The 26385-nt window shown below is 65.5% G+C and carries 14 protein-coding genes; 10 read left to right on the plus strand and 4 right to left on the minus strand.

Annotated elements, in window-relative coordinates:
* Positions 1-221 precede the first annotated feature (221 nt).
* From AYK61_RS17995 to AYK61_RS18025, 7 genes are all read left to right on the plus strand, one after another.
* A complete protein-coding gene (locus tag AYK61_RS17995; protein WP_121871816.1) occupies positions 222-2123 on the plus strand; it encodes an alpha/beta hydrolase-fold protein in 1902 nt (633 codons plus the stop codon).
* Positions 2124-2209: 86 nt separating this feature from the next.
* On the plus strand, positions 2210-2755 hold the full coding sequence (locus tag AYK61_RS18000) for a DUF732 domain-containing protein (RefSeq protein WP_121872866.1): 546 nt from the start codon (positions 2210-2212) through the stop codon (positions 2753-2755).
* Between the two features lie 12 nt (positions 2756-2767).
* A complete protein-coding gene (locus tag AYK61_RS18005) occupies positions 2768-3721 on the plus strand; it encodes a cutinase family protein (protein WP_121871817.1) in 954 nt (317 codons plus the stop codon).
* 207 nt (positions 3722-3928) lie between these two features.
* Entirely contained in the window at positions 3929-4927 is a 999-nt protein-coding gene (locus AYK61_RS18010; RefSeq protein WP_121871818.1) for an LLM class F420-dependent oxidoreductase, read from the plus strand.
* Positions 4928-5108: 181 nt separating this feature from the next.
* Complete coding sequence (gene fadD32 / locus AYK61_RS18015) at positions 5109-7007, plus strand: long-chain-fatty-acid--AMP ligase FadD32 (RefSeq protein WP_121871819.1); 1899 nt, start codon at positions 5109-5111, stop codon at positions 7005-7007.
* Between the two features lie 44 nt (positions 7008-7051).
* Positions 7052-12094, plus strand: a complete 5043-nt coding sequence (gene pks13 / locus AYK61_RS18020) for a polyketide synthase Pks13 (protein ID WP_121871820.1) — start codon at positions 7052-7054, stop codon at positions 12092-12094.
* Between the two features lie 3 nt (positions 12095-12097).
* Positions 12098-13642, plus strand: coding sequence for an acyl-CoA carboxylase subunit beta (locus AYK61_RS18025; protein ID WP_121871821.1), 1545 nt, complete (start codon positions 12098-12100; stop codon positions 13640-13642).
* On the opposite strand, the gene AYK61_RS18030 is transcribed toward AYK61_RS18025, so the two are convergent.
* Entirely contained in the window at positions 13605-14234 is a 630-nt protein-coding gene (locus AYK61_RS18030; RefSeq protein WP_121872867.1) for a TetR/AcrR family transcriptional regulator, read from the minus strand. The two genes, AYK61_RS18025 and AYK61_RS18030, sit on opposite strands and share 38 nt — an antisense overlap.
* 219 nt (positions 14235-14453) lie before the next feature.
* Between AYK61_RS18030 and AYK61_RS18035 the strand changes: the two genes are divergently transcribed.
* From AYK61_RS18035 to AYK61_RS18045, 3 genes are read left to right on the plus strand one after another with little or no spacing between them, the layout of a single operon-like run.
* Positions 14454-15353, plus strand: coding sequence for an alpha/beta fold hydrolase (locus AYK61_RS18035; protein ID WP_183130342.1), 900 nt, complete (start codon positions 14454-14456; stop codon positions 15351-15353).
* Positions 15350-16279 carry an SDR family NAD(P)-dependent oxidoreductase gene (locus tag AYK61_RS18040; RefSeq protein ID WP_259468111.1) on the plus strand — a complete coding sequence of 310 codons (930 nt, stop codon included), beginning with the start codon at positions 15350-15352 and terminating at the stop codon, positions 16277-16279. Before AYK61_RS18035 ends, AYK61_RS18040 begins: the two co-directional genes overlap by 4 nt.
* Before the next feature lie 31 nt (positions 16280-16310).
* Positions 16311-17897 carry an AMP-binding protein gene (locus AYK61_RS18045; RefSeq protein ID WP_121871823.1) on the plus strand — a complete coding sequence of 529 codons (1587 nt, stop codon included), beginning with the start codon at positions 16311-16313 and terminating at the stop codon, positions 17895-17897.
* Positions 17898-17948: 51 nt separating this feature from the next.
* On the opposite strand, the gene AYK61_RS18050 is transcribed toward AYK61_RS18045, so the two are convergent.
* The 3 genes from AYK61_RS18050 to AYK61_RS18060 form a co-directional block, all read right to left on the minus strand.
* Entirely contained in the window at positions 17949-21266 is a 3318-nt protein-coding gene (locus AYK61_RS18050) for an arabinosyltransferase domain-containing protein (RefSeq protein ID WP_121871824.1), read from the minus strand.
* A gap of 75 nt (positions 21267-21341) precedes the next feature.
* The gene (locus AYK61_RS18055; RefSeq protein ID WP_121871825.1) at positions 21342-24551 is read right to left on the minus strand and encodes an arabinosyltransferase domain-containing protein; all 3210 of its coding nucleotides are present in this window, start codon (positions 24549-24551) and stop codon (positions 21342-21344) included.
* Positions 24529-26298 carry a glycosyl transferase gene (locus tag AYK61_RS18060; protein WP_121871826.1) on the minus strand — a complete coding sequence of 590 codons (1770 nt, stop codon included), beginning with the start codon at positions 26296-26298 and terminating at the stop codon, positions 24529-24531. Before AYK61_RS18060 ends, AYK61_RS18055 begins: the two co-directional genes overlap by 23 nt.
* Between the last annotated feature and the right edge of the window lie 87 nt (positions 26299-26385).

The raw sequence follows: 26385 nt of genomic DNA on the forward strand, positions 1-26385 counted from the left end.
ACCGATCGAGAAGTCGTTCTTCGAGAAATGCCGCCCCGCGTCTGTGCGCCGGGCGGCATTTTTCGGTCTCGACCGTGATCGCCACCGTCGAACCAGTTCACAATTGCACCACCAGTCACAGCGCGTCTGCTGCTCGTCGGCACCGGGCACGTGTAGAAAGACATACGAAGCATGTCTCGATAGGAGACCTTCGAAAGTCACGTCGAAAGAGAGTCACCATCATGCGCACTGAGCTTGTTCGGTTCGGTCGGACTACATCGGCCGGCACACGGGCTCGACGAGCGGCAGCAGCACTGACCGTCGCTTCCGCGCTGATGATCCCCTTCGCGGCGACGACCGTCGCCTCCGCCGCCCCCATCGCGCAGACGGCCCCTGTTGCGCTTGCCGGCCCCGCCTACACGCAGACGTCCGGTGCCACCGTCACGTCGGTGGACTGGCTCTCCGATCGTCGCGTCGCGCTGTGGATCCAGTCGCCCTCGATGGGAACGCCCATCCAGGTTCAGCTGCTGCTCGCGCGTGACTGGAACATCAACCCGCAGGCCACGTTCCCGCAGGTGTACATGCTCGACGGCCTACGCGCGACCGATCAGGAGAACGGCTGGACGGCCGAGACCGACGCCGAGTCCTACTTCGCCGACAAGAACGTCAACGTGGTCCTCCCCATCGGCGGCCAGTCCAGCTTCTACTCCGACTGGGTCGATCAGGACAACGGCAAGAACTACCAGTGGGAGACGTTCCTGACCAAGGAGCTCCCACCGATCCTCGAGCGGGACTGGCGTAGCACCGACACCCGCGGAGTCGTCGGGTTGTCGATGGGCGGCACGTCCGCGATGTTCCTGGCCGCGCGCAACCCCGGTTTCTTCAAGTTCGCCGGCTCGCTCTCGGGCATCCTGAGCACCACCTCGCTCGGCATGCCGCAGGCAATCCAGTACGCGATGACCGACGCCGGCGGCTACAGCTCCAGCGCTATGTGGGGGCCGCCCTCGAATTCTCTGTGGGCACAGCACGATCCGTACATGTTGGCCGACAAGCTCGAAGGCGTCAGCCTCTACATCTCCAGCGGCAACGGCTCGGCCGGACCGTACGATCAGCCGTCGCCCATTCCCGGCGTGAGCACCAACTACGCCGGCATGGGTCTCGAGATCCTCTCGCGACTGACCTCGCAGACGTTCGCCACCAAGCTCAATCAGCTCGGCATTCCCGCTCAGGTCAACTACCGGCCGTCGGGCACGCACTCGTGGCCGTACTGGCAGTTCGAGCTGCATCAGCTGTGGCCGCAGCTCGCCACCGCACTCGGTGTCGAGGTCGACAAGCCCGCGTGCAGCGTCGCCGGACTGATCGGCAACGCGAGCGGTGCCAATTCGTGGCTCGGCCCGTGCTTGACCGCCGAGTACAACGTGGCCGGTGGTCGCGCTCAGGACTTCACCTTCGGCCGGGTCTTCTTCACCCCCGATACCGGTGCGCAGGTCGTCGCCGGTGCCATCGGTGGCATCTACCAGGGCAACGGGGGCCCAGAGGGCGCTCTCGGGTTCCCGACGACCGGCGAGATCGGTACTCCCGACGGCCGTGGACGGTTCAACGCCTTCCAGAACGGCATGGTCTACTTCACGCCGCAGACCGGCGCGCACGCGGTCAAGGGTGCTGTGCTCGACGAGTGGGCTGCCCAGGGTTACGAGGGCGGACCGCTGGGCTACCCGGTGCTCGACGAGGTCGAAACGCCGAACAAGCCCGGATCGGTACAGGGCTTCGAGATCGGTGCCATTTACACCTCTCCCGATGCAGGTGTGCACTCGGTGCAGGGCATGATTCTGGGCAAGTACGGCGAATTGGGTTGGGAGAGTGGAGCTCTCGGGTTCCCCAAGTCCAACGAGCTCGGCCCGATCAGGGACGGCGGACGCTTCAACCAGTTCGAGACGGGCAACATCTACTGGAGTCCGCTCAGCGGAGCCTGGTCAACACCGTACGGTCCGATCTTCGACGCATGGGGATCGGTCGGCTACGAGGGCGGCCGGTTGGGCTACCCCACCAGTGATCAGTTCGACATCGACGGTGGTGGCAAGCAGCAGAACTTCCAGTTCGGCATCATCACGCTGAAGGACGGCGTTGCCACGATCGCGCCGTAGAACCTGCGGATAGCAGCTCAGAGTTCTCACAGAGCGCGGCGGTAGTCTCGCCTGCGAACCCGACGACCGAAGGATTTCGATCGATGATGCGTAATTCCCTCACCAGGACTCTGTCGCTCGGTGTGTTCGCCGTGGCGGCGAGTTCGATGCTGGTGGCCTGCGGGAGTGACGACTCGACGGCGACCGGAGCGCCGACGAGCACCACCTCGGCCGCCGAGTCGACGACCGAGGCGAGTTCGACGACGTCGGCTGCCGAGTCCACCACCACCGCTGCGCCGACCACGAGCCCGGGTGAGGCGGCCACCGCGCCGCCGGAGCAGCCTCAGCCCGTCCCGGACGATTTCCCGGGGCCGACGGAAAGTCAGATCGATGACCGCGGTCAGAGTTTCCTGGACGAGTTGAGGAATCAGGGCATCACCCCGGCGGGCAACGGCGACATCGCGGTGTCGACGGCCAATTACATCTGTGCCGCGCAGGCGCAGGGCGTCACGGCGGAGGAGATCTCGACCTTCGTCACGGCGAACGTCGGCGTCGAGGCCAGCGCCTCCGGAACCCAGATGAGCGAGACGCAGGCTCAGCAAACAGCCCAGACCTACATCGCCGCCGCGCAGGCGACGTACTGCAGGCCGTAGAGATCCACGGAGATGGCCAAGCGTAAGCGCAGGATTCTCCCGGTGATCGCCGTTGCGGCGATCATCGGTCTGATCATCGTCGCCCTCTGGTACCTGCTTGCCGGACGGCTGCCGAAGGATCCGGGAATTCCGGTGCCTCCGGGCCCCGAGGAGCCGACGTCGCAGCCGGCCGATTGCCCCGACGTCCAGGTCATCGCCATCCCCGGTACCTGGGAGTCGTCTGCCACCGACGATCCGTACAACCCGACGGCCAATCCGGTGTCGTTGATGCTCAACGTCACTCGCCCGTTGCAGGAGCAGTTCCCCGGCTCACGAGCCGACGTCTACACCGTGCCGTACGTGGCTCAGTTCTCGAATCCCATCGCGCTGCCGCCGGACGGCCAGGAGTCCTACAACAACAGTCGTACCGAAGGCAAAGCCGTCGCCGTGCAGAAGATGACGGACGTCAGTGCACGCTGCCCGTTGACCAATTTCGTCCTCGCCGGTTTCTCGCAGGGCGCGGTGATCTCCGGTGACATCGCGGCGGAGATCGGAGCGGGCAACGGTCCCATCTCCGCCGATCGCGTTCTCGGCGTCACCCTCATCGCCGACGGTCGACGCGACGGCGTCTCCGGTACCGATGTTCCGGCCCCGCTCGACGGTGTCGGTGCCGAGGTCGCTCTCGGCGGACTCGACCTGCCCGGCATCACGATGACGGGGCGTCGAGAAGGTGGCTTCGGTGCCCTCGACGACCGGACCAATCAGATCTGCGCTCCCGGCGACCTGATCTGCTCGTCACCGTCGGATGGATTGTCGCTCCGCAATATTCCGCAGAGCATCCAGATTCTGATCGGTGCTGCAGGCAACCCGGTCCATGCGTCGTACAACAGTTTCGTCGTCGACGGATCCGGTACGACGGCCACCCAGTGGACTGCTGCGTGGGCCGCCGGGCTGATCGAGAATGCCCCGACGCCCGCTCATTCGTGAGCGACCACGCTTTATAACGGAAACGTCACAACGGGACGTGGGGCGATCTATTGCCGGGCACAAACCTGAGTCGTGAAGCCCCCAGCCGGTGTGATCGACTCGGGCCAGCGGCTAGAGTGGCGCCTTGGACCTGCGCAGATCGGCCCCGGCCGGGCTGCTCTCGCCACCCGAAACAAGACCGCTGCACACTTGCGAGGAGAGCAATAGATGAGTTCCGCCGAGGCCGCGACCGCAGGGCCGCGCAAATTCCGATTCGCTGCAGGCGGAGAGGGAAACGCCGAGGAGGGCGGGGCTCGGAAGTTCATCAAGCTGGCGCAACAAGCCGAGGAACTGGGCTACGACAGCTTCATGATCCCCGACCACCTGGGCAACCAGGTCGGGCCCATCGCAGCACTCGGCGCGCTCGCCGTCGCCACCGACAAGATTCGGCTCGGCACTGCGGTCCTGGCCAACGGCTTCCGGCATCCCGCGGTGCTGGCCAAGGATGCGGCCACCATCGATGTGCTCTCGGGTGGACGGCTCGAACTCGGTCTCGGTGCCGGTTGGATGCGTGAGGAGTACGACAAGGCGGGAATCACGTACGACCGCCCTGGCGTGCGCATCGAGAAGCTGGAAGAGACCCTCGAAATTCTCGACGTGCTGTTGCGCGGTCAGGAATGCAACTTTCAGGGCAAGCACTACACGATCGCCGGACTCAAGGGCAGTCCCCGGCCACGCCAGGGGCCGCGTCCTCCCATCTGCATCGGCGGTGGCGGTCCGAAGATGCTCGCCCTGGCGGCCAAGCACGCCGACATCATCTCCGTGGTACCGAGCACCTCGAAGGAGGGCAAGCTCCTGCTCTCGGGCATGACCATCGAGAAGACCCTCGAGCGAGTCGAGCTCATTCGCGCAGCCGCGGGCGATCGGTTCGACGACATCGAACTGAACTGGGCCATCACCACGATCGTCGTCACCGACGACCGTGAGCAGATGGCGGAGATGGCACTGGCGGCACTCGACAACGGCTACCCGCCGAACGTGGACGTCGACGTCAAGCTTACCGTCGAGGACATCCTGTCGTCTCCGTACCTCGCATTCGGGACATACGAGGAAATTGCCGATCAGATCCGTAACGTTCGCGCGCGGACGACGATGTCCTATGTCGGGGTTTTCCCCACTCAAATGGAAGCATTCGCGCCGGTTGTCGACTTGCTGAAAGGCGAGTGACGTAGGCGCGTGTCGGTACCATGTAGCTGGCCTTTCAAACCAGGTGCCAAACCGACACCGCAAGAGCTACCAGTAAGTAACATAAAACGCTGTTCGGTGTCCGTGTGCACGTAGCCGGTCGTGCGGGCCCAGGTCACGCAGGCTGTGTGGCAGCGAATTCGTGTCGGAGGAGATTGAAGTAATGAGCCACACGTTCGATGACTTCATCGATGAGAACGGCCACATCACCATCGACGAAGGGCAGACGCTCGTCCGCCACGTCGAGGTGAACGTGGAAGAGAATTCCGACACGCTCGCGTACCGGTTCGTCGACTACTCCCGGGAACGTGACGGCGAAGCTCACGAGCTGACCTGGGCCGAGTTCGGTACTCGCCTCAAAGCTGTCGCGGCTCGCCTGCAGCAGGTCACCCAACCCGGTGATCGAGTGGCCATTCTGGCGCCGCAGGGCCTCGAGTACGTCATCGCATTCTTCGGAGCGATCTACGCGGGCACCATCGCGGTACCGCTGTTCGATCCCGACGAGCCCGGCCACACCGACCGCCTGCATGCGGTCCTCGGTGACTGCAAGCCGAGCGCCATCCTCACCGCGAGCAACTCGGCAGCAGGCGTGCGCGCGTTCTTCCGCGCGCTGCCCGCCGCGGAGCGTCCCCGGATCATCGCCGTCGACGCCGTCCCGGACAGCGTCGGCGAGACGTGGGTAGAGCCCAAGGCCGGGCTCGACGACATCGCGTACCTGCAGTACACCTCGGGCTCGACGCGGACCCCGGCTGGCGTCGAGATCACCCACCGTGCAGTCGGCGTCAACGCGTTGCAGATGGTCGACAGCATGGAGATCAACCACGACTCCCGCGGCGTCACCTGGTTGCCGATGTTCCACGACATGGGCCTGCTCACCGTCATCCTTCCGGCGCTCGGCGGCAAGTACATCACCATCATGAGCCCGCGCGCGTTCGTGCAGCGGCCATGGCGCTGGATCAAGGAACTCGCCGCGGTCTCCGACGGCGCAGGCACCTTCGCAGCAGCACCCAACTTCGCGTTCGAGCACGCCGCCCAGCGTGGTCTGCCGAAGAACGGCGAGAGCCTGGACCTGTCCAACGTCATCGGTCTGATCAACGGCAGTGAGCCCGTCACCACGTCGTCGATGAAGAAGTTCAACGATGCGTTCGGCCCCTACGGCTTGCCGAAGTCCGCGATCAAGCCGTCCTACGGCATGGCGGAGGCGACCCTGTTCGTATCGACCAGCAAGCACGCCGACGAGGCCAAGGTCGTCTACGTCGACCGCGTCGAGCTCAACGCGGGCAACTTCGTCGTCGTCGCCCCGGACGCCCCCGGTGCCATCCCGCAGGTGTCCACCGGAACCGTCGCCCGCAGCCAGTGGGCCGCCATCGTCGATTCCGAGACCGCCACCGAGGTTGCCGACGAGCATGTCGGCGAGATCTGGTTGCACGGCGAGAACATCGGCAAGGGCTACTGGGGCCGCGACACCGAGACCTCGGAGACCTTCCACAACAAGCTCGTCCACCGCAACCCCGAGGGCTCGCACGCAGATGGCGCTCCCGAGGGCGGCAACTGGATGCGTACCGGCGACTTCGGCGTCTACCACGACGGCGAGCTCTACATCACCGGCCGCGTCAAGGACCTCGTCATCGTCGACGGCCGCAATCACTACCCGCAGGACCTCGAGTTCTCGGCTCAGGAAGCCAGCAAGGCATTGCGTCCCGGCTTCGTCGCAGCCTTTGCCGTCCCGCTCAACCAGCTCCCGGACATCGTGTTCGAGTTCAGTGGCGCTGCCCTGACCAAGGACTCCGACGACAGCTCCGAGCAGCTCGTCATCGTCGCCGAGCGCGCACCCGGCTCCGGCAAGGCAGACCCGGCTCCGATCGCCGACGAGGTGCGTACCGCAGTGTCCGCTCGGCACGGCGTCACCGTTCGCGACGTCCTGCTCGTCCCGGCCGGTTCCATTCCGCGTACGTCGAGCGGAAAGATCGCTCGACGCGCATGCAAGGCCGCGTACATCGAGGGCACTCTGCGCGGTGGTTACCAGCAGACGGCCTTCCCGGACGCAGAACTGCCCGACTGACGATCGCGCACCCTCCGTTTTCCTCCGACACAACTTGGTGAGTAATGGCTGAACTAGAGACCGACAAAATCGAGCGCGTGGACGGCGGAGACCTCACGGTTGCGCAGCTGCGGGACTGGCTGCGCAACTGGGTTGCGGACGCGACCGGGCAACCGGCGTCGGCCATCTCCGACGACCGCCCGATGGAGGAATTCGGTCTGTCCTCTCGCGATGCCGTTGCCCTGAGCGGCGAGATCGAGGAGCTGGTGGGGGTCACCCTGACCGCCACCGTCGTCTATCAGCACCCCACCATCGCCTCGCTGGCCAAGATCATCATCGAGGGCGAGCCGGACGAGCCGGTCGGCACCGTCGACGACGCGTTCTACACCAGCGGCGGGCATTCGGGCGACGCGCACGACGTCGCGATCGTCGGCCTGTCCTCCCGCTTCCCCGGCACCGGACAGACTCCGGAAGAGATGTGGTCGCTGCTGATCGAGGGCCGCGACGGCATCACCGATCTGCCCGACGGCCGCTGGCAGGAATTCACCTCCGATCCCGTCATCGCTGCCGCGGTGGCCGCAACGGTGACCAAGGGCGGTTACCTCGACGACGTCAAGACCTTCGACGCCGAGTTCTTCGCGATGTCGCCCAACGAGGTCGTCAACGTCGATCCGCAGCAGCGGCTCGCGCTCGAACTGACCTGGGAAGCGTTGGAGCACGCGCACATTCCGGCCAGCTCGATCAAGGGCAGCCAGGTCGGCGTCTTCATCGGCAGCTCCTCCAACGACTACCAGCTCATCGCCGTCAGCGACCCGGCCGTGCACCCGTATGCCCTCACCGGCACGTCCACCGCCATCGTCGCCAACCGAGTGTCGTACTTCTACGACTTCCGTGGGCCGTCGATCGCCGTCGACACCGCGTGCTCGTCGTCGCTGGTCGCCGTGCACCAGGCGGTGCGCAGTCTGCGTACCGGCGAATCCGATCTCGCCGTTGCCGGTGGCGTCAACATGCTGCTCGCGCCGCCCATCACCGTCGGATTCGGCCAGACGGGTGTGCTCGCGCCCGACGGCCGAATCAAGGCTTTCTCCTCCGACGCCAACGGCATGATCCGTTCCGAGGGCGGCGGCCTCGTCGTGCTCAAGCGACTCGAGGACGCCGAACGCGACGGTGATCAGGTGCTCGCCGTCATCGCCGGATCCGCGATCAACCAGGACGGCCGCTCCAACGGACTGCTCGCGCCGAACCCGGACGCCCAGGCCGATGCGCTGCGATTCGCCTACCGGGACGCCGGTATCAACCCGTCGGGCGTGGACTACATCGAAGCGCACGGCACCGGAACCATTCTGGGCGACCCGATCGAGGCCGACGCTCTCGGTCGGGTGGTCGGTCGTGGCCGTGACGCAGACAAGCCCGCCCTGCTGGGATCGGCGAAGACCAACTTCGGACACCTCGAATCTGCCGCAGGCGCAGCAGGTTTGATCAAGGTCGTCCTCGCGATGCAGCAGAACAAGCTCCCCGCCTCGCTGAACTACGTGGGCCCCAACCCGTACATCGACTTCGACAAGGCGCACCTGAAAGTCATCCCGGAGGCCACCGACTGGCCGCGGTACACCGGCAAGGCCGTCGCAGGCGTCTCCGGCTTCGGATTCGGTGGCACCAACGCGCACGTCGTCGTGCGCGAGTACGTCCCGGGTGAGACCGACGGCGCATTCGACCCCTCGGCAGTGGACCCGGAAGCCGTTCTGATCGAGGGCGTTACCGACGTTTCCGGTGCCGAGTTGCCGATCGTGGCCGAGCCTGAGCCTGCTGTTTCGGAGGTCGAGACCGCATCGTCTGACGCTGAAACCGGTTCGAAGACAGTGATTCTCGCTGTGTCCGCGGCTCTTCCGTCGCGTCGCAAGCGGGCCGCCGGAGAGCTGGCCGACTGGCTCGAAACCGAAGAGGGCAGCACGACGCCTCTCGTCGACGTCGGCCGCACGTTGGCCCGCCGCAACCACGGGCGTTCGCGTGCAGTGGTTCTCGCGTCCACGACGGCCGAGGCGATTGCCGGGCTTCGCGCCATCGCGGCGGGCAAGCCGGGACCCGGTGTGTTCTCCGCGGATTCGCCCGCGTCCAACGGCGCAGTGTGGGTGTTCTCGGGCTTCGGTTCGCAGCATCGCAAGATGGCGTCGCGGCTCTACCGCACCAACGCGGAGTTCGCCGCAGAGGTCGACAAGGTGGACGAGTTGCTCGTCGACGAGGCCGGCTACTCCATTCGCGAGATCATCCTCGACGACTCGCAGACCTACGAGTTCGAGAACTCCCAGGTGGGTATCTTCGTCATCCAGATCGCCTTGGCGGCAACGCTTCGCGCGCACGGTGCCGAGCCGTCGGCCGTCATCGGACACTCGATGGGCGAGGTCGCGGCCGCATACGTCGCCGGGGGCCTGAACCTCGAAGACGCAGTGCGCATCATCTACGCCCGCTCGCGACTGCTGGCCGAGGGCCAGGAGGGACTCGGAGCCGCATCGCAGGGTGCCATGGCTCTCGTCGAGTACACCCCGGACGAGGTCAAGACCCTCACCGATCAGTTCCCCAACGTCGAACCCTGCGTCTACGCAGCACCGACTCACACCACCGTCGGAGGGCCACGCGCCGAGGTCGAGGCTCTCGTCGATATGGCCGAAGCCGCAGGCAAGATGGCCCGCCTCCTCGATGTCAAGGGAGCCGGACACACCGCGGCCGTCGACGTGCTGCTCGGTGAGCTGGCCGCCGAACTTGCCGGAATCGAACCCGGCAAACTCACTGCCGGGGTCTACTCGTCGGTCGATCGTGAGGCGCACTATCGCGTCGGGCATGCGGCGATCCACGGCGTCGACTACTGGACCAAGGGAATGCGTCATCCGGTCTGGTTCACCCAGGCTGTCAATGTCGCTGTGGGAGATGGACATACGACGTTCATCGAGCTCGCACCCAACCCCGTGGCATTGATGTCGGTCGCTGCGACGGCGTGGGCCGCAGGCGTTGCCGACTCGACGCTCATCCCGACACTCAAGCGCAAGGAAGACGAGGCCGAGACGTTCCTCGCCGCACTCGCGCAGCTCTACGTCCACGGGCATGCGCTGGAGTTGGCAACACTGTTCGAGTCCGGCCCGTACGCGGCAATCCCACGTACCGCGTACCTGCGCAAGGAGTTCTGGCTCAACTCGCAGGTCAGCTCGAGCGGCAACACGCGAGTGCCCGGCGCACGCGTCGCGCTGCCCGACGGCCGTCACGTCTGGGAAGTTCAGGCCTCGGCCGTCACCGGATTCGATGCGCTGGTCACGGCCGCTGCATCGCAGGTGTTCTCCGATGTGGCACTGGGTGTTTCGGCATCCCACGCCGACGTGCCGAAGGTGGGCACTGTCGTCACCACGCTGACTTCGCACCTCGGTGGCGCGTCGGTGCAGGTGCACGCGCACGAGGGCTCGGCGTTCACGTTGCTGCACGAGGCCGTCGTCACCTCGGGCGATGTGCGTCCGGAACCCGTTGTTGCTCTGGAAGAGCGCTCCTCTTCTCCCATGGAGGAACTGCCCGAGGTCGTCGAGACGTTCGGTGATCGCTGGGATCCCAACGGCAATCAGAAGCTCGAGGACCGACTGGCCATCATCGTCGCGGAGTCCATGGGCTACTCACCGGAGGATCTTCCGCCCGAGGTTCCCCTGATCGAACTGGGCCTCGATTCGCTCAGCGCTGTCCGAATCAAGAATCGGGTGGAGTACGAATTCGATATCCCCACAGTGCAATTGCAGGCTGTCCGCGACGCGAATCTGCGTGAGGTGGAGAAGTACCTGCGCTACGCGATCGACAACCGCGACGAGGTGCAGGCGCTGGCCGACAAGCAGGCAGCCGAGAAGGCTGCCGAGCAGGCTGCAGTTGCGCCGGCTCCGGCCGTCGAAGCCGCTCCTGTCGAGCAGGCTCCTGAAGTCCCGGAACCTGTTGCTGCACCGGCTGTTCCTGCTGCAGCCGAGACCGACCTGGGCGGTAAGGAAGCGTTCGCCGAAGCGGCCGGATCCGATGTGCCCCCGCGTGACAACGCCGAGCGGATGACGTTCGCAACGTGGGCGGTCGTGACGAAGGAATCGGCCAAGGGCATCTTCAACACCCTGCCGATCCTCGATGACGAGACGGCCGAGAAGTTGGCCGCTCGTCTGACCGAACGGGCCGGTGGCGAGATCACCTTCGACGACGTCCTGGACTCGGAGACCATCGAGCAGCTCGCCGACAAGGTACGCCCGCACCTCGAAGACGGCGAGATCGACGGTGTGGTTCGCAATCTGCGCGCCCGCCCCGAAGGTTCCACTGCCACACCGGTGTTCGCCTTCCACTCGGCCGGTAGCTCCACCGTCGCCTACGAACCGCTGCTGCGGAAGTTGCCGGCAGGTACGCCGATGTACGGACTCGAGCGCGTCGAAGGGCCCATCGCCACTCGCGCTGCGGAGTACGTGCCGCTGATCAAGGCGATCCAGCCCGAGGGGCCGTACGTCTTCGTCGGCTGGTCGCTCGGCGGCATCCTCGCCTACGAGGTGGCGCGTCAGATGGAAGAAGAGGGCATCGAGGTCGCCTACGTCGGTTTGCTCGACACCGTCATGCCCGGCACCGCGATTCCGGACACCAAGGACGAGGTCCGCAAGCGCTGGGAGCGGTACGCCGCATTCGCGAAGAAGACGTACAACGTCGACTACCCGATTCCGTACGACAAGTTGGTGGACTCGGACGACGAGGGACAGATCCGCATCATCACCGACTTGGTCAAGCTCAGCGGCGCGAAGATCCCCGGCGGAATCATCGAGCATCAGCGCACGTCGTGGCTCGACAACCGCGCGATCCAGACCGCCGAGCTCAAGGAGTACGGCGGGCACGTGACGCTGTACCTGGCCGACAAGTACCACGACGACGCGATCGCTCTCGAGCCCGCGTACGCCACCCGCGAAGAGCACGGTGGCTGGGGACCGGTGGTGAAGGACCTCGAGATCGTGTACGTCGGAGGCGACCACCTCGCCGTCGTGGACGAGCCGTACATTGGAAAAATTGCGGCCCATCTGTCGAAGACGCTCGAGAACATCGAGTCTGCAAGAACCGGAGCGTAGATCTTGAGTGGCACCACTGCGGAGAAGCTGGCCGAACTACGAGCGAGGCTCGTCCTGGCCGAGGAACCGGCCGGCGAGATCGGGGTAGCGAAGCGCGCGAAGAAGGGCATCCCCAGTGCCCGCGATCGCGTCAAGTCGTTGCTCGATCCCGGTAGCTTCGTCGAGATCGGCGCACTGGTGAAGGCCCCGAACGACCCGGCCGCTCTCTACAGCGACGGCGTCGTCACCGGCCACGGAACCGTCGACGGTCGTCCGATCGCGGTGTTCTCGCACGATCAGACAGTGTTCGGCGGAACCGTCGGCGAGATGTTCGGCCGCAAGGTCGCCGGAATCATGGACTTCGCGATCAAGATGGGCTGCCCGGTCGTCGGCATCAACGACTCCGGTGGAGCTCGTGTGCAGGATGCGGTGACCTCCCTGGCCTGGTACGCCGAGCTGGGTCGACGCCACGAGGCGTTGTCCGGTCTGTGCCCGCAGATCTCCCTGATCCTCGGAAAGTGCGCCGGTGGTGCGGTGTATGCGCCGATCAACACCGACATCGTGGTCGCCACCGAAGAGGCGTACATGTTCGTCACCGGCCCGGACGTCATCAAATCCGTCACCGGTGAGGACGTCAGCCTCGACGAACTGGGTAGTGCGCGGGTCCAGGCCATCAACGGCAACGTGCACCACGTGGCTGCCGACGAGAAGGCCGCTTTCGAGTGGATCCGGAACTACCTGAGCTACATGCCGTCGAGCTGCCAGGAAGAGTCGCCGGTGATCAATCCGGGGCTCGAGCCCGAGATCACCGAATCCGATCGCAAGCTCGACTCGTTCATGCCCGACGCCGACAACGCCGGTTACGACATGCACGACATCATCCTGCGCATCTTCGACGACGGTGAATTCCACGAGCTCTCGGGTCAGACTGCACCGAACGTGATCACCGGATTTGCCCGTGTCGACGGTCGACCGGTGGGAATCGTCGGCAATCAGCCGATGCACCTGTCCGGGGCGCTCGACGCCAAGGCAGCGGACAAATGCGCCCGGTTCATCCGCCTCAGCGACGCGTACAACATCCCGATCATCTTTCTCGTCGACACACCCGGGTTCCTGCCCGGCGTCGATCAGGAGACCCTCGGTGTCATCCACCGCGGTGGCCGCTTCATCTTCTCGTTCGTCGAAGCGACGGTGCCGAAACTGACCGTGGTGATTCGTAAGTCGTACGGCGGTGGATATGCGGTGATGGGCTCGAAGCAGCTCGGATCCGACATCAACCTCGCCTGGCCGACGGCCCGCATCGCCGTCATGGGTGCCGAGGGCGCCATCAACATCATGAGTCGCAAGCAGCTTGCCGAGGCCGGAGAGAACGCACCCGCCCTGCGCAAGCAATTGATCAACTTCTACAACGAGCACGTGGCTACGCCGTGGATCGCGGCCGAGCGTGGCTACATCGACGCCGTCATCGAGCCGTCGAGCACGCGCCTCGAAATCCGTAAGGCCCTGCACATCCTCAGGGACAAAGAAGTGATCAAGAGTCCACGGAAGCACTCGCTGCTCCCGATTTAGTGAGGTCGACCGACTTCAGATTCAGTATCGCCGCTGCGTTTCGAAGGCCCGCGTCGAGCACCGCGTCGGACAGTGACGTGTCGGTCAGTGACCGGGCGACCTGGACCGTTCCAGCCATCAGTGCGAGTGCGCTGAGGGCATCCACGCGTTGTGTCGGGGTCCCGGATGCGGCCGCGGCCGCATCTGCCAAGTCGTCGATGACCGCGATGAGTGCGGTGCTGTAGGCATCCCGCGTCGTATCCGAGCCGCGGGCGATCTCGTCGAGAAGCGCCGCTGAGACGCAGCCCTGCGCCGGGTCGTCCCGGTGGAGCGCCGAGAGATAGTTGCGGAGAAATGCCGCTACACCCTCCGGCCCAGTAGGCAGTGCGTTGAGCTCGCTGCGCTGGGATTCCAGCTCGTTCTTCACGACTTCGACCACAAGATCGTCCTTGGAGTCGAAGTGGGCGTAGAACGCACCCGTGGTCAGGCCTGCATCGCCCATCAGCGATGCGACGCCCGAGCCGTCGATCCCTGACACCTTCAGTCGCTTCCCTGCCGACTCCAGGATTCTGCGACGAGTCACTGCCTTGTGCTCTCGACCGTAACGCGTCATCTCGCCCATTCCCTTCCGGCCCGACGCACCTCGGACATCTCGAATCCTCGACGGCCAGTGTAGGTGCCATACAGCTTTCGTCGGTTGCGCCGATTCGACCTCATTGAATTATGATCATGATACTATCGCTCTGAAGTTCATCCGAGACTCCGCCGTCACGATGGGGTCGAGGCCGCCATCGTGACGCTGCTGCGCCACGTACTCGATGAGGAGAGTGGTATGTCCGAGAAGAGCAACCAGAACGGCCAGGGGGTGCCGAGTTCCACGGCCCCGACCGTCATGGCCTACCGAGACGCGCCGACTCGTACGGTCGACGTCGGAGACGTCACCTACGCCTACCGTGAGCTGGGGCCGAAGGGCGGCATTCCCGTCGTGTTCCTCGTCCACCTCGCGGCGAACCTCGACAACTGGGATCCACGGATCGTCGACGCCGTCGCTGCACACCGCCACGTCATTGCGTTCGACAATCGCGGCCTTGGTGCGACGACCGGAAGTGTGCCGACCGACGTCGAGGCCATGACCCGCGATGCAGTGGCCTTCATCCGCGCTCTTGGATACCAACGAGTCGACCTTTTCGGCTTCTCGCTCGGCGGGATGGTGGCGCAGGAGCTGGTTGTCCGGCATCCCGAGCTGGTGCGCAAGCTCGTCCTCACCGGCACGGGTCCGAAGGGTGCCAGCATGGATGCGGTCTCGAGGGTCACCTTCTACGACATCTTCCGAGGTGCCATCACCCGTTCGGATCCCAAGGAGTTCCTGTTCTTCGGTCGCGACGCACAGGGCCGGGGCGCAGCGCGGGAATTCATGCGTCGACTCGAGGAGCGCTCCGACCGCGACAAGGCGGTGTCCCTGCCCGCGATTCTTCGTCAGCTCAAGGCGATCAAGGCGTGGGGACGATCTGCGCCTCACGATCTCTCGACGGTGAGACAACCGACGTTGATTGCCAACGGCGACAACGACCGAATGGTGGATTCGGCTCTCTCGGGCGAGCTGCAACGTCGGATCGACGGATCGGAGCTCATCATCTATCCGAACTCGGGACACGGAGGCATCTTCCAATACCACGAGAAATTTGCCCCCGCGCTTGTCGGCTTCCTTGCGGATTCCGGAGAAGAGCTGTGAGCGCACGGGGTCGAAAGATGCTGTGGCGGAAAGAGAGCTACGCACTGGACGGCAAGGTGGTCTTCCTCACTGGGGCAGGCCGAGGTCTCGGCGCGGCGACCGCCGATGCCCTGGCTCGTCGGGGTGCGCGAGTTGTGATTGCCGACCGTGACCTCGAAGGAGCCCGGCGCACAGCATCATCGCTGCCCGACGGTCTCGGTGCCGCGGTGCAGTGCGACGTGACCGACTCCGCATCGGTCACGGCAGCGGCTGCGAACGCACGACAGCAGTTCGGACGCATCGACGTCCTGATCGCCAATGCGGGCATCTTCGGCGGGGCTGCCACGGTGCGTTCGCTGCGTCCCGGTCAGGCCGAGTCCGTCATGTCCGTCAATGTCGACGGGGTGATGAACTCGGTCGCGGCGACGATCGAGGACATCATCGACTCGAAGGGCCAGATCGTTCTGATCAGCTCGGTCTTCGCCTACATCAACGGAGCCGGGGCGATCCCGTACGCCATGAGTAAGGCGGCCATCGAGCAGCTCGGTCGAGGACTCAGTGTGGAGCTGGCCATGCACGGCGCCTCGGCGATGACGGCCTACTTTTCGCTCATCGACACCGACATGGTGCGCGACGGCGTCGATTCGGACCCGCACATGATGGCTCTGCTGGAGGCCAGTCCGAAGTTCCTGCTCAAGCACATCAAGCCCGAGCAGGCTGCGGCAGCACTCGTGGACGGAATCGTGGCACGACAGCGAGCGATGACGGTTCCTGCGCGTTGGCTGCCGGTGTCGTTGATGCGCGGCATCGCGGCACCGGTGCTCGATCGCAAGCACATCGGCGACCGGACGGTGCACCATGCGCTGGGCGACATGGAGAAGCGTCAGCTGGCGGAGATCGGGCCCTCGACGGTCGCGCGCGCGCTCTTGTTCACGCCCGGCCAGTGAACCGACAAGCCATGACTGCAAGGAGCTCTCGATGAACGCCGATCCGTCGTACGAACTGTCGTTCGAGCCGCTGCTTCCGCAGCTGCTTCTCGAGCGGGCACTCGCCTCCCATGCGGGCCGGGTCGCCGTGATAGACGGAGACTCCCGGTTCACCTACGCCGAGTTCGCCGCCCGCTGTCGAGATTTGGCAGCGGCTTTGGCGGGCCCGGTGACTCCGGTGGCCGTCCTGTGCCCCAACACGCACGAGACGCTGGAGGCGCACTTCGGAGTACCGATGTCAGGACGAGCCCTTGTCACCATCAACACCAGGCTCACCGGCACCGAGATCGCCTATATCCTCGAGCATTCCGAAGCCTCGACGCTGATCGCTCACAACGACTTTCGCGACGCAGTGACAGCCGCAACGGCGGACATCCCCGCTGACGTGGAGATCGTGTGGGTCGGCAGCGAGGACTACGAGCGTTTCATCGGGGAAGGTCACCGGAACCCCCTGCCCACGCTCACCGACGAGCGTGCGCTGTTGTCCATCAGTTACACCTCTGGCACCACCGGACGACCCAAGGGAGTGATGTACCACAACCGTGGTGCCTATCTTCAGGCGCTGTCGATGGTGGGCCACTTCGGTCTGAGCCCCGCCACGAAGTACCTGTGGACTTTGCCGATGTTCCATTGCAACGGGTGGACTTTTCCGTGGGCGGTGACGGCGGCCGGCGGCACACACGTGTGTCTGAGCAAGGTCGATGCCGACGAGGCGTGGCGGCTGATCGACGAAGAGGGCGTGACGCACCTCTGCGGTGCGCCCACAGTGCTGTCGATGCTGGCGTACGCGAAGGCTTCGGACGACATCGCTGCCCGGCGCGCGGATCAGCCGTTGATCCGTATCGGCACGGGCGGCGCGCCGCCGAGCCCGACACTTCTCGAGCGCATGCGGAGACTCGGTTTCGATGTGACCCACTTCTACGGTCTGACCGAGACCTACGGACCGGGGATGATCTGCGACTGGCCGCCGGAATGGGACGTGCTCGATTCGGCGGAGCAAGCCCGCCTTCGCGCGCGGCAGGGGGTTCCTACCATGATCTCGACGCGGGCTCGGGTCATCACGGCGGACGGCGACGCTCCGGCGGACGGTTGGACGGTCGGTGAGATCGCGTTCCGCGGTAACGGCGTGATGCTCGGCTACTTCAAGGACCCGGAGGGCACGTCGGCCGCGGCCCCAGACGGCTGGTTCCGCAGCGGTGACCTAGGAGTCATGCATGCTGACGGCTTCATCGAGCTTCGTGACCGCAGCAAGGACGTCATCATCTCGGGAGGAGAGAACATCTCCTCGGTCGAGGTGGAGCAGGCCATTGCCGCGCACCCCGCTGTCCTCGAAGTGGCAGTCATCGGCGTTCCCGACGCGCGGTGGGGCGAAGTTCCCGCGGCGTATGTCACCCTGCACGAGGGGAGCATCGCGACGGCGGAAGAGGTGATCGCGCACGTCCGATACCGCCTGGCGGGGTTCAAGACGCCCAAGCAGGTCTACTTCGGACAACTGCCCCATACGTCGACCGGCAAGATCCAGAAGTTCGCCCTGCGCGAGCGCGCGTGGGCCGAGGAGTCCTCGCGGATCAGGTCTTGAGCGAGTAACTGTCCGACAGCCGGCCCCACGATCGCGTGGGGCCGGCCGAAGTCAGTCCTCGAAAACTCGCAGTTGGCCGTCTTTGTACCAACCCGAACGGGTGACGTCAGCAGTGTTCACGTCGGCGGGCACGGCGCTGGGGTAGTACTGCTCGTAGCGTTCGAGTGATCCCCAGTCCCTGGCCCAGTCGTTGTCGAGGTACGTGGGGATGGCGACGGGCTTGGCGAGCAGTTCGGACCAGCCCAGTGGGCCGCCGTTCTCGCCGGATTGCCAGGTGTCGGTGGAGCTGACGGCGAGTGGGCGGTCGGGGAGGATGCGGTATCCGGGTACCTCGGCGACGCCGTTTCGGTGGTCGAAGGGGCGTTGGCACGGGAATTGCAGTCCGACGGCCCAGTCGAGCAGTACGGGCTGATCGCTGCCGATGAGGGTGTTCAGATTCTCCATCACGGGCACCCGGGGCGGGGTGAACGCGAGCCATTGGTCGCCGGTGAGGTTGGGGTCGTTGGCGACGATGCGGACGGCGTCGGCGTCGGGTGCGATGTCCGCCAACGGGATTCGGAGGTTACGCCACGAGGGTGCGGGTCCGATGTCGCGCGGCAGGTAGGTGCCCTGTGCCTGGACGCTTCCGTCGGCCTGGCGCTTGCCGTATTCGAGCAGTAGGGATTGTCCGTAGGTGAGGGCTCCGGTGTCGTCGTAGGACCAGATGCGTCCGGCTGCGGAGAAGACGACCAGGGGAGCGTCGTCGCTGCGGGCGGGTAGCTGGTACCAGGTCGAGGTGGCCGCGGCCGGCTCCTGGACGCCTTCCTGGTAGGAGCCGAGGACGGGGGTGGTGGCCGGGTCGAGACCGAAGGGCAGGGCGGCGGAGGAGCCGTTGACGCCCACTTCGCCGGTGCCTCCTGCAGTTCCGGAGCTCTGGCCTTCCTCGAAGGCGGGTCCGACGGACTGTTGGTCGGTATTGCCTTGTCCTGGTTTGACTTCCACGGCGTCGGCGCTGAGGTCGCTGGGAACGCCGTTGGCAGTGAAGTTTCGCAGTGTGCTGCTCGATCCGCCGAGGGGTCCTGCGACGGGGTCGAATTCCTCGGGCAGCGGGCTCAGTACACCTGCGTTGGGGTTCGATTCGACGAGGACGTCGTTGGCGAGTCCGCACGAATTGCCCAGAACTGATTGCACATTCGAGCGGGCCAGCGAGTAGGCGGGATACTGCGAGACGGCTCCCTTGACGAGCGAGAGCACCTCGAACAGCACCATGATTCCGGCGATGACGGTCAGCGGTGCGGCGGCGAACTTACGGATGCGCTTGCCGCGCGCAGACGTCGGTTTCGGTTGTGGGGGAGCGTATCCCTCGCGTAGATATTGGAATGCGGCGACGGCGAGGACGAGCCCGAACAGGATGAGGAACAGGGTTCCCGATTCGTTGCCGCTCAGCGATACCGTCTTGTCGAACCACGGCACGCCGTAGCTCGAGACGTACCAGTAGCCGTTGATGCCCGAGAACGACAGTGCGAGAACGAACATCAGCCCGGCGGTGAACAGCGATCGGTTGCGTCGCGAGCGCAGTGCGCTGGCCGAGACGGCGACTGCGGTCAGGGCGGCGAGTCCACCGGCGATTCCGGCGTAGGAACCGAAGTGGTGAGTCCACTTGGTGGGGTTGAACATCATGAAGAAGATGGTGCCGAGCACGACGCCGAGAAGCCTCCAGGCCGGCCCGTTCGCGATACCGGGGATGCGTCGGCGACGAAGCAGAACGAACAGTGTGGTGAACAGGCACAGGATCATCGTCAGGAATGCGAAGCGGCGTGCGACGGAGCCGTCGACGGTCTGCACGAAGAGGTAGTAGTAGCGCAGGAAGTCCTGGTACCAGGCCTCGTTGGGGCCGATGATGGTGCGGACTCGGGTGGACTCGATGACCGTCGCGTACGTCTGGTCGGCGAACACGACCACGAGAACCAGTACGCCTGCCGCGGCCAACGGTGCCAGCATCGCGAGGGTGCCGACCTGGCGGTGGCGTCGGACGACGATGCGCGCGATGGGCCGGGCCCCGGCGAGAAGTGCTGCCACACACATCAATCCGGTCGGCGCTGCGGCGAGGGTGAAGGCTCCGATGAGACATGCCGCGGCTGCGGGGAGCAGTCGTCCGGTGGCGATGGATCGTTCCACCGAGCACCAGGTGAGGAGTGCGCCCAGAGCGACGATCGGCTCGGGACGAAGTCCGTTGTTGTACGGCAGCCAGAACGCGAGGAACACCAGTCCGCCGGTCCACAGGGCGACATTGGATTTGCGTACGGCGCGGCCGAGGCGTGGCACCACCTCACGGCTGATCACCATCCAGCACAGGACGCCTGCGATGAGGGCTGGTAGACGCATCCACGGGCTGGCGGTCGAGATCTTGGCGAAGACGGCGAGTACGTCGTAGTACCAGCCGAACGGGGCCTCGGGTACGCCGAACCAGCGGAAGTAGTTGGCCATGTAGCCGGAGTGATCGGCGGCGCGGGCCATCGTGAGCAGGTAGCCGTCGTCCGAGGTATTGGCACCGACGAAGTGCCAACCCACCAGAACGCCGAGAACGGTGACGTCGACGCCGGTGAATTTCCACCAGTGGGAGGGGAAGAAGCGGCGGTGCGCGCGGCCGTCGGTGCCGTCGAGCCGTCCGAGTGCGCCGATGGCCAGCAAGGTGCATGCGATCGCGAGGATCATGATCAGCGACTTGAGCAACGTCGGCGACGACGAGAAGCGCGAGTCGACGTCGACGGTGACGGACATGTCGGCCGGGGCCGCGCCGCTGAGATCGCTGAAGATGCCGACGACCTGGGGGCGCAGATCGCCGTCGAGCCGGCCCTGCAGAGGCTGCCCGTCATCATCGGTCAGTCCGGTGAAGGCCGCGGAGGTGTACTGGTCGTTCGAGGTGATCTCGATGGCCGCGCAGCGGGTGCTCTGGACGTCGGCGCGAGGTGCCGTCGCGACGACGACGTTGCGGTCCAGAACGTCGACGTTCTGTTCGCCGACGCGAACGAACAGACTGTTCAGTGCTGCGCCTTCACCCTGCGGGGGCGCCGTCGCCAGCAGCAACCCGCCCGACGCGGGGAGTGCTGCGACGGCAGAGCACGGGAGGGTCGCAGTGAGGCTCAGGGGTGCCTGGGACACCAGCGGGGCGTCCACGTCCTGCAGGAGCCCGTTCTGCGGCCATTCGATGGTCGCCGTGGTCTGAGTGACGGGTGCGAACGGAGTGATCAGCGCGAACAGCACACCGAGCACGCCTGCCACCATGGCCATCAGCCGGGGAACTCGTACCTGAGCACGAAGTTCGTCCGAGGCTCCCAGTGGAGCGGGGACGGGTGGACCAGCTGATGAATCTGTCACGACGTCGGGCACGAGAGTCGATGTTATGCGAGCGTGACGAAGAGGTCACACAGGCACCGTCCCCGGAATAGTTCCAGAACCAGGGAATCAGTCTGTTTTCATCGGTCCGTCGCTGGCCAATCCGGACCGAGACCGCTGCTCGACGGCGATATCGGCCGTCGCCGCGTCGGGATCGAGTGGCATGTATCTCTCGATGGATCCCCAGTCTCGGGAGTAGTCGTCGGCGAGATACGACGGCAGTGTCTGTGCACCGAGAAGCAGTTCCGTCCAGCCGAGCGGGCCGCCGCCGATCGAGTCCTGCCAGGCGTTGGTGGATTCGGCACCGGTGCGGTCGGGCAGGATGCGGTACTGCGGTACCTCGGCGACGCCGTCGCGATGATCGAACGGGCGCTGGCACGGAAACGCGAGTCCGACGGCCCAGTCCAGCAACACCGGATCGGTCGATCCGACCAACGAGTTGAGCGTCTGTGTCTTCGGGACGCGCGGTGGGGTGACGGCGAGCCATTGATCGCCGGCCAGGTCGTTGTCCTCGGCGGCGATGCGCACGACGTCCGCGTCGGCCGGAAGATCGTTCATCGGGACCCGCAGGTTGCGCCACGACGGCGACGGACCGATGTCGAGTGGGGTGATCCGTCCCAGCGCGAGCACGTCATCGCCGTCGCGGCGTCCATACTCCAGTTCGACGCGTTGGCCCGGGCTGACGATGCCGTCCTTGTCCACCGAGCGGATGCGGCCTGCGGCGGCGATGGCGATCAGGTCGCCGCGGTCGGTGTCGGAAAGCTGGTACCAGCCGGAGGTCAGCGATGCGGGCTCGGTGGCTCCGAAGCTGCCCAGTACCGGAGTGGTGGCAGGATTCAAGCCGAACGGCAAAGCGACTGTGCTGCCGTTGATTCCGACGTTCTCGTTGGTTCCGCCGGAGGTGCCCGCAGAGTTCGACGAGGTGGCCGCCGCGCTCTGTTCGGAGTCCTCGGGTCGGATGGAGTTGGCGCTGCCCTGGGCGGTGTCCTCGGAGTCTGCGGTCAGATCCTGGGCGACGCCGTCGGGGGTGAAGCCGGTACTCCCACCGGCACCCAAGGCGTCGGCCGCTGGATCGATCGGTTGCAGGACCGAGCCGTTGACGTCGGTTTCCACCTGCACGTCACCGGCTAGTCCGCACGAGTTTCCGGCGAGCGCCGAGAAGTTCGAGCGGGCGATCGAGTATGCAGGGTATTGCGCCACAGCACCTTTGACGAAGGAGAGCACCTCGAAGGCGACGACGCCGCCGGCGACGATGGTCAGTGCGGACGGCGCGAAGCGTCGACGCGTGGTGGGTTCTTTTCTGCGATAAGGCAATCGGACGTGCTGATAGGCGGCGTAGAGCAGCGTCAGAACCGTCAGGCCGAGCAGGATCGTCGAAAAGCCCTTTCCGGCAATGGACGGCGGTTTGTCGAACCATGGAATTCCGTAGCTCGAGACGTACCACCACCCGTTGGAGCTGGTGAATGCCACCGCCGTCAGGAACAGCACGGCGGCGGTGAACAGTGTTCTGTTGCGCGGAGAACGGACGGTCGCCGCGGTCACGGCAACGGCGGCCAGCGCGGCCAACGATGCCGCGAGACCGGCGTACACACCGAAGTGGTGGGTCCACTTGGTGGGCGTGAACATCATCAAAGCCAGTGCGCCCAGGATGATTCCGAGGATCCGACGCGACGGCCCGGTGGCGGTCCCGGGGATGCGTCCGTTCTTGCGGAGCATCACCGCGATACACACGACGATGCACAGCAGCATCGCGAACATGCCGAATCGTCGGGCGAGCGAGCCGTCGGGCGAGATGGTCATCAGTGCGTCCCAGCGGACGCGTTCTTCGAACCACGGCACGTTCGGTCCGATGGCCGAGCGCACCCGGGTCGCTTCGAGCACGGTGCTCAGAGTCTGGTCGGCGAAGATCGCGATCAGCACCGCCGTTCCCGACGCCACCAGCGGCGCGAGAACTGCGAGCAGCCCCACCTCTCGCGCTCGTTTGATGACGATCATCACCAGCGGTCGCAGTCCGGCGAGCAGCGCGGCGACGGCGATCAGCCCGGTCGGTCCGGCGGCGAGCGAGAACGCGGCAATCAGGGTGCCGACCGCGGCGGGCAACAGTCGTCCGGTGGCGATTGCGCGCTCGATCGAGCACCACGTCAACAGTGCGCCGAGGGCGATGATAGGTTCGGGGCGCAGCCCGTTGTTGTAGGGCAGCCAGAACGCGAGGAATACCAGTCCGGCGGTCCACAGTGCGACGCGGTTGGTGAGCACTGCGCGGCCGAGGCGGGGGATGACCTCGCGGCTGATGACCAGCCAGCACAGCAGCGCCGCGATGGTAGCGGGCAAGCGCATCCAGATGCTGGCCGTGCTGATCTTGGCGAGTGCGGCGAGCATGTCGTAGTACGGCATGCCGAACGGCGCTTCGGGGACGCCGAACCAGCGGAAGTAGTTGGCCATGTAGCCGGCGTTCTCGGAGACGCGGGCCATGTTGAGCAGGTAGCCGTCGTCGGAGGTGTTCGCGCCGATGAAGTGCCACAGCACCAGCACACCCACCACGACCGCGTCGACGCCGGTGATCGACTTCCAGCGCGAGGGGAGGAATCGGCGGTGGCGTCGACCGTCCATGCTGTCGAGTCGGTGCAGCGCGAACAGGGATGCGATCACAGCGAGCGCGCCGACGATCATGGCCAGCAACTTGAATGTGGTGGGGCTCGAGGAGTAGCGCGAGTCGATGTCTGCGCGCACGTTCAGGCCGTCGACCGGTGCGGTGAGGTCGGTGTAGATGCCGACGACCTGCGGGCGGATGTCGCCGTCCACGGTGCTTGGCTCGCCGTCGAGGTCGACGACGGTGCTGGCGGCGTTCGAGGACACCGTCAGTGCGCAGTTCTCGGACAGCTCGGAAACGGGAGTTTCGGCGAGGACGCGCTCACGCAGCAGAACCTGCAGTCGGCCGTCGTCGACCCGCACGATCAGTGCCTTCTGCTCGGTCTTCGCAGCCGCGATGGGTGCGGTGGAAATCAGTGTGCCGCCGTCGGCGAGAGCAGTGGCCGCGCTGCACGGAACGGTTGCTTCGAAGTCGACGGGCGAGTAGCTCACCAGCGGGGCATTGACGCTGCCGAACGAGCTCTGCGGCCACGAGAGGGTGGCAACGTCCTGTTGAACCGGCAGCAGTGGAGTCGCGATGGCGAGAATCGCACCGATGATGCCGGTGACGATCGCTATCAGCCGGGAGGTCTTGAGGTTCGGAGCGGTCTCGGGCACGCCGACGATGCTATGGGACGAGCGTCCGCACATCCCACACCCACACGCCGCCGGTGTATCGAGGCTCGACACCGACGAGGTCGGTGACGGTGGTGCGCAGGGCTATGGTGTTCTTGCTCGGCGGCAGCACCACGACGTCGGCCTCCCAGAAGGCCATGTCCTGCGCTGCCTGAGTGCGTTGATCCGCGGTGATCTCGGGGACGCTGCCCGAGTCGTAGACCGAGCCGAGCAGCAGCGCGGTCGGACGGTCGACGGCTCCGTACTTGGCGACCTTGTCTTCCTTGTCGCTCGGCCCGACGAAGTAGCCGGCGGCGAGCTTGAAGCCCATGTCGGCGTCCATCTGCCAGCGCAGCGGGCGGGCGTCCTCGGGTCGCGGAAGGGGAACGGTGACGACGGAACCGTCGTCGACGTAGTTCTTCCACTCACCGTCGGCGAAGAACTGCGGGGTCGGAGACTTGTCGACGGTGACCAGCGGCGTCGGGATCAGGGGTACGAGCGCGAGGGCGAGTCCGGCGATCCAGAACGCAGGCAGCGGACGAAGTCCGTTGCGGAACGTTCGATCGGTGGCCAGGACGAGCAGCAGGGCCAGGGCAGGAACCGCGCCCAACGCGAAGCGGGTCTCGAGCACGGATTCGACGAGGGGGTACTCGGCGAGCTTCGTCCACGGCAGCGTGATGCCGGTCTCGTTCTTGCCGATCACCAGCGTTGCGCCGAGCGAGAGCACGCTCATGACGATCGCGGTGGCCGCGGCGGCACGGGCACACGCGACGCGCCACATCCACACCGCTGCAATCAGGCACAGCACCAGCAGCGGCCAGCCGAAGTACGCGTTCTCCTCGGTGGCGTTGATACGGACGTTCTGCCCCGGCGTCGCCTCGCCGCCGAGGGATTGCGTCGGGAACTGGAACAGCGCTTTGGCGTCGTTGCCCATCGGCCCGTGTTCGAGGAACGAGTACGACTGCGGGCCGAAGAACTGCCACCACAGCGGAAACGCCACGAGCGTCAACGCGATACCGGCCGACACTGCGAGTCGGGGAACGGCGTTGCGGACGGCGGGCCACAGCGAACGCGGGCGCGACAGGTAGTAGACGACGGCGAAGATGGCGAACGATATCGCGAAGATCAGGAGCGGTTCTTCGCCGAGCAGGATCTGCAGTGCGACGATCAGGCCGAGTCCGACGGTGTTCTTGGTGGTTCCGCCGCCGTGGGCGATGCGGGTGACCAGCATCGCGATGACCGGAAGCAGGAACAGCACCACGAAATTGGGGTGACCGTTGGCGTGGGAAATGGCGCCGGGCGCAAAGCCGCACAGCGCACCGCCCATTGCCGCGGCACCCTTGGACGCGTTCAGTTGACGGGAGAACAGCCAGAACCACGCGAACGATGTGCCGGCGAGGCCGATGGTGAGGGCAATTGCCCAGGTCACCGTCGGTCCGAAGAGCAACGTGATCGGGGCCAGCGGGATGGAGATGCCGAACATCGCGGTGTTCGCCATCAGATTCACCCCGAGCGGGTAATTCTGCAGGTCACTCGCCAAGGGGTTGCTCAGTGAAGCAACCGAATGCGCTGCGACGGAAAAGAACCACTCCCACATCGTCTGGTCCTGGCCGCTGTTGTAGAGGTAGCCGCCACCCAGATTGCGCCATTGGCCCTGCAGGACGTAGACCGCCGCGACCAGAAATGCGGCCGCCGCAACGACGTCACCACGCCCGACGCCGGAGTGTCGAGCCGGTGCCGTTGTCGGCTGCCGCTCGAGAACTCTCTGGTCGTGGGTGGTCATCGCGTCGAGGTTACAGAAAGATCACGGTGGGCGAAAACTCGAACGACCTGGGTCACACGGTGAGGATCCTGGCCCCCAGCGAGGTGG

The organism is Rhodococcus sp. SBT000017 (genome assembly GCF_003688915.1).
In the GTDB taxonomy this organism is placed as follows: Bacteria; Actinomycetota; Actinomycetes; order Mycobacteriales; family Mycobacteriaceae; genus Rhodococcoides.

Coding starts and splice junctions, on each gene's coding strand:
- AYK61_RS17995 (WP_121871816.1), top strand. CDS start 222: ATGCGCACTGAGCTTGTTCGGTTCGGTCGGACTACATCGGCCGGCACA.
- AYK61_RS18000 (WP_121872866.1), top strand. CDS start 2,210: ATGCGTAATTCCCTCACCAGGACTCTGTCGCTCGGTGTGTTCGCCGTG.
- AYK61_RS18005 (WP_121871817.1), top strand. CDS start 2,768: ATGGCCAAGCGTAAGCGCAGGATTCTCCCGGTGATCGCCGTTGCGGCG.
- AYK61_RS18010 (WP_121871818.1), top strand. CDS start 3,929: ATGAGTTCCGCCGAGGCCGCGACCGCAGGGCCGCGCAAATTCCGATTC.
- fadD32 (WP_121871819.1), top strand. CDS start 5,109: ATGAGCCACACGTTCGATGACTTCATCGATGAGAACGGCCACATCACC.
- pks13 (WP_121871820.1), top strand. CDS start 7,052: ATGGCTGAACTAGAGACCGACAAAATCGAGCGCGTGGACGGCGGAGAC.
- AYK61_RS18030 (WP_121872867.1), bottom strand. CDS start 14,234: ATGACGCGTTACGGTCGAGAGCACAAGGCAGTGACTCGTCGCAGAATC.
- AYK61_RS18035 (WP_183130342.1), top strand. CDS start 14,454: ATGTCCGAGAAGAGCAACCAGAACGGCCAGGGGGTGCCGAGTTCCACG.
- AYK61_RS18045 (WP_121871823.1), top strand. CDS start 16,311: ATGAACGCCGATCCGTCGTACGAACTGTCGTTCGAGCCGCTGCTTCCG.
- AYK61_RS18055 (WP_121871825.1), bottom strand. CDS start 24,551: ATGTGCGGACGCTCGTCCCATAGCATCGTCGGCGTGCCCGAGACCGCT.
- AYK61_RS18060 (WP_121871826.1), bottom strand. CDS start 26,298: ATGACCACCCACGACCAGAGAGTTCTCGAGCGGCAGCCGACAACGGCA.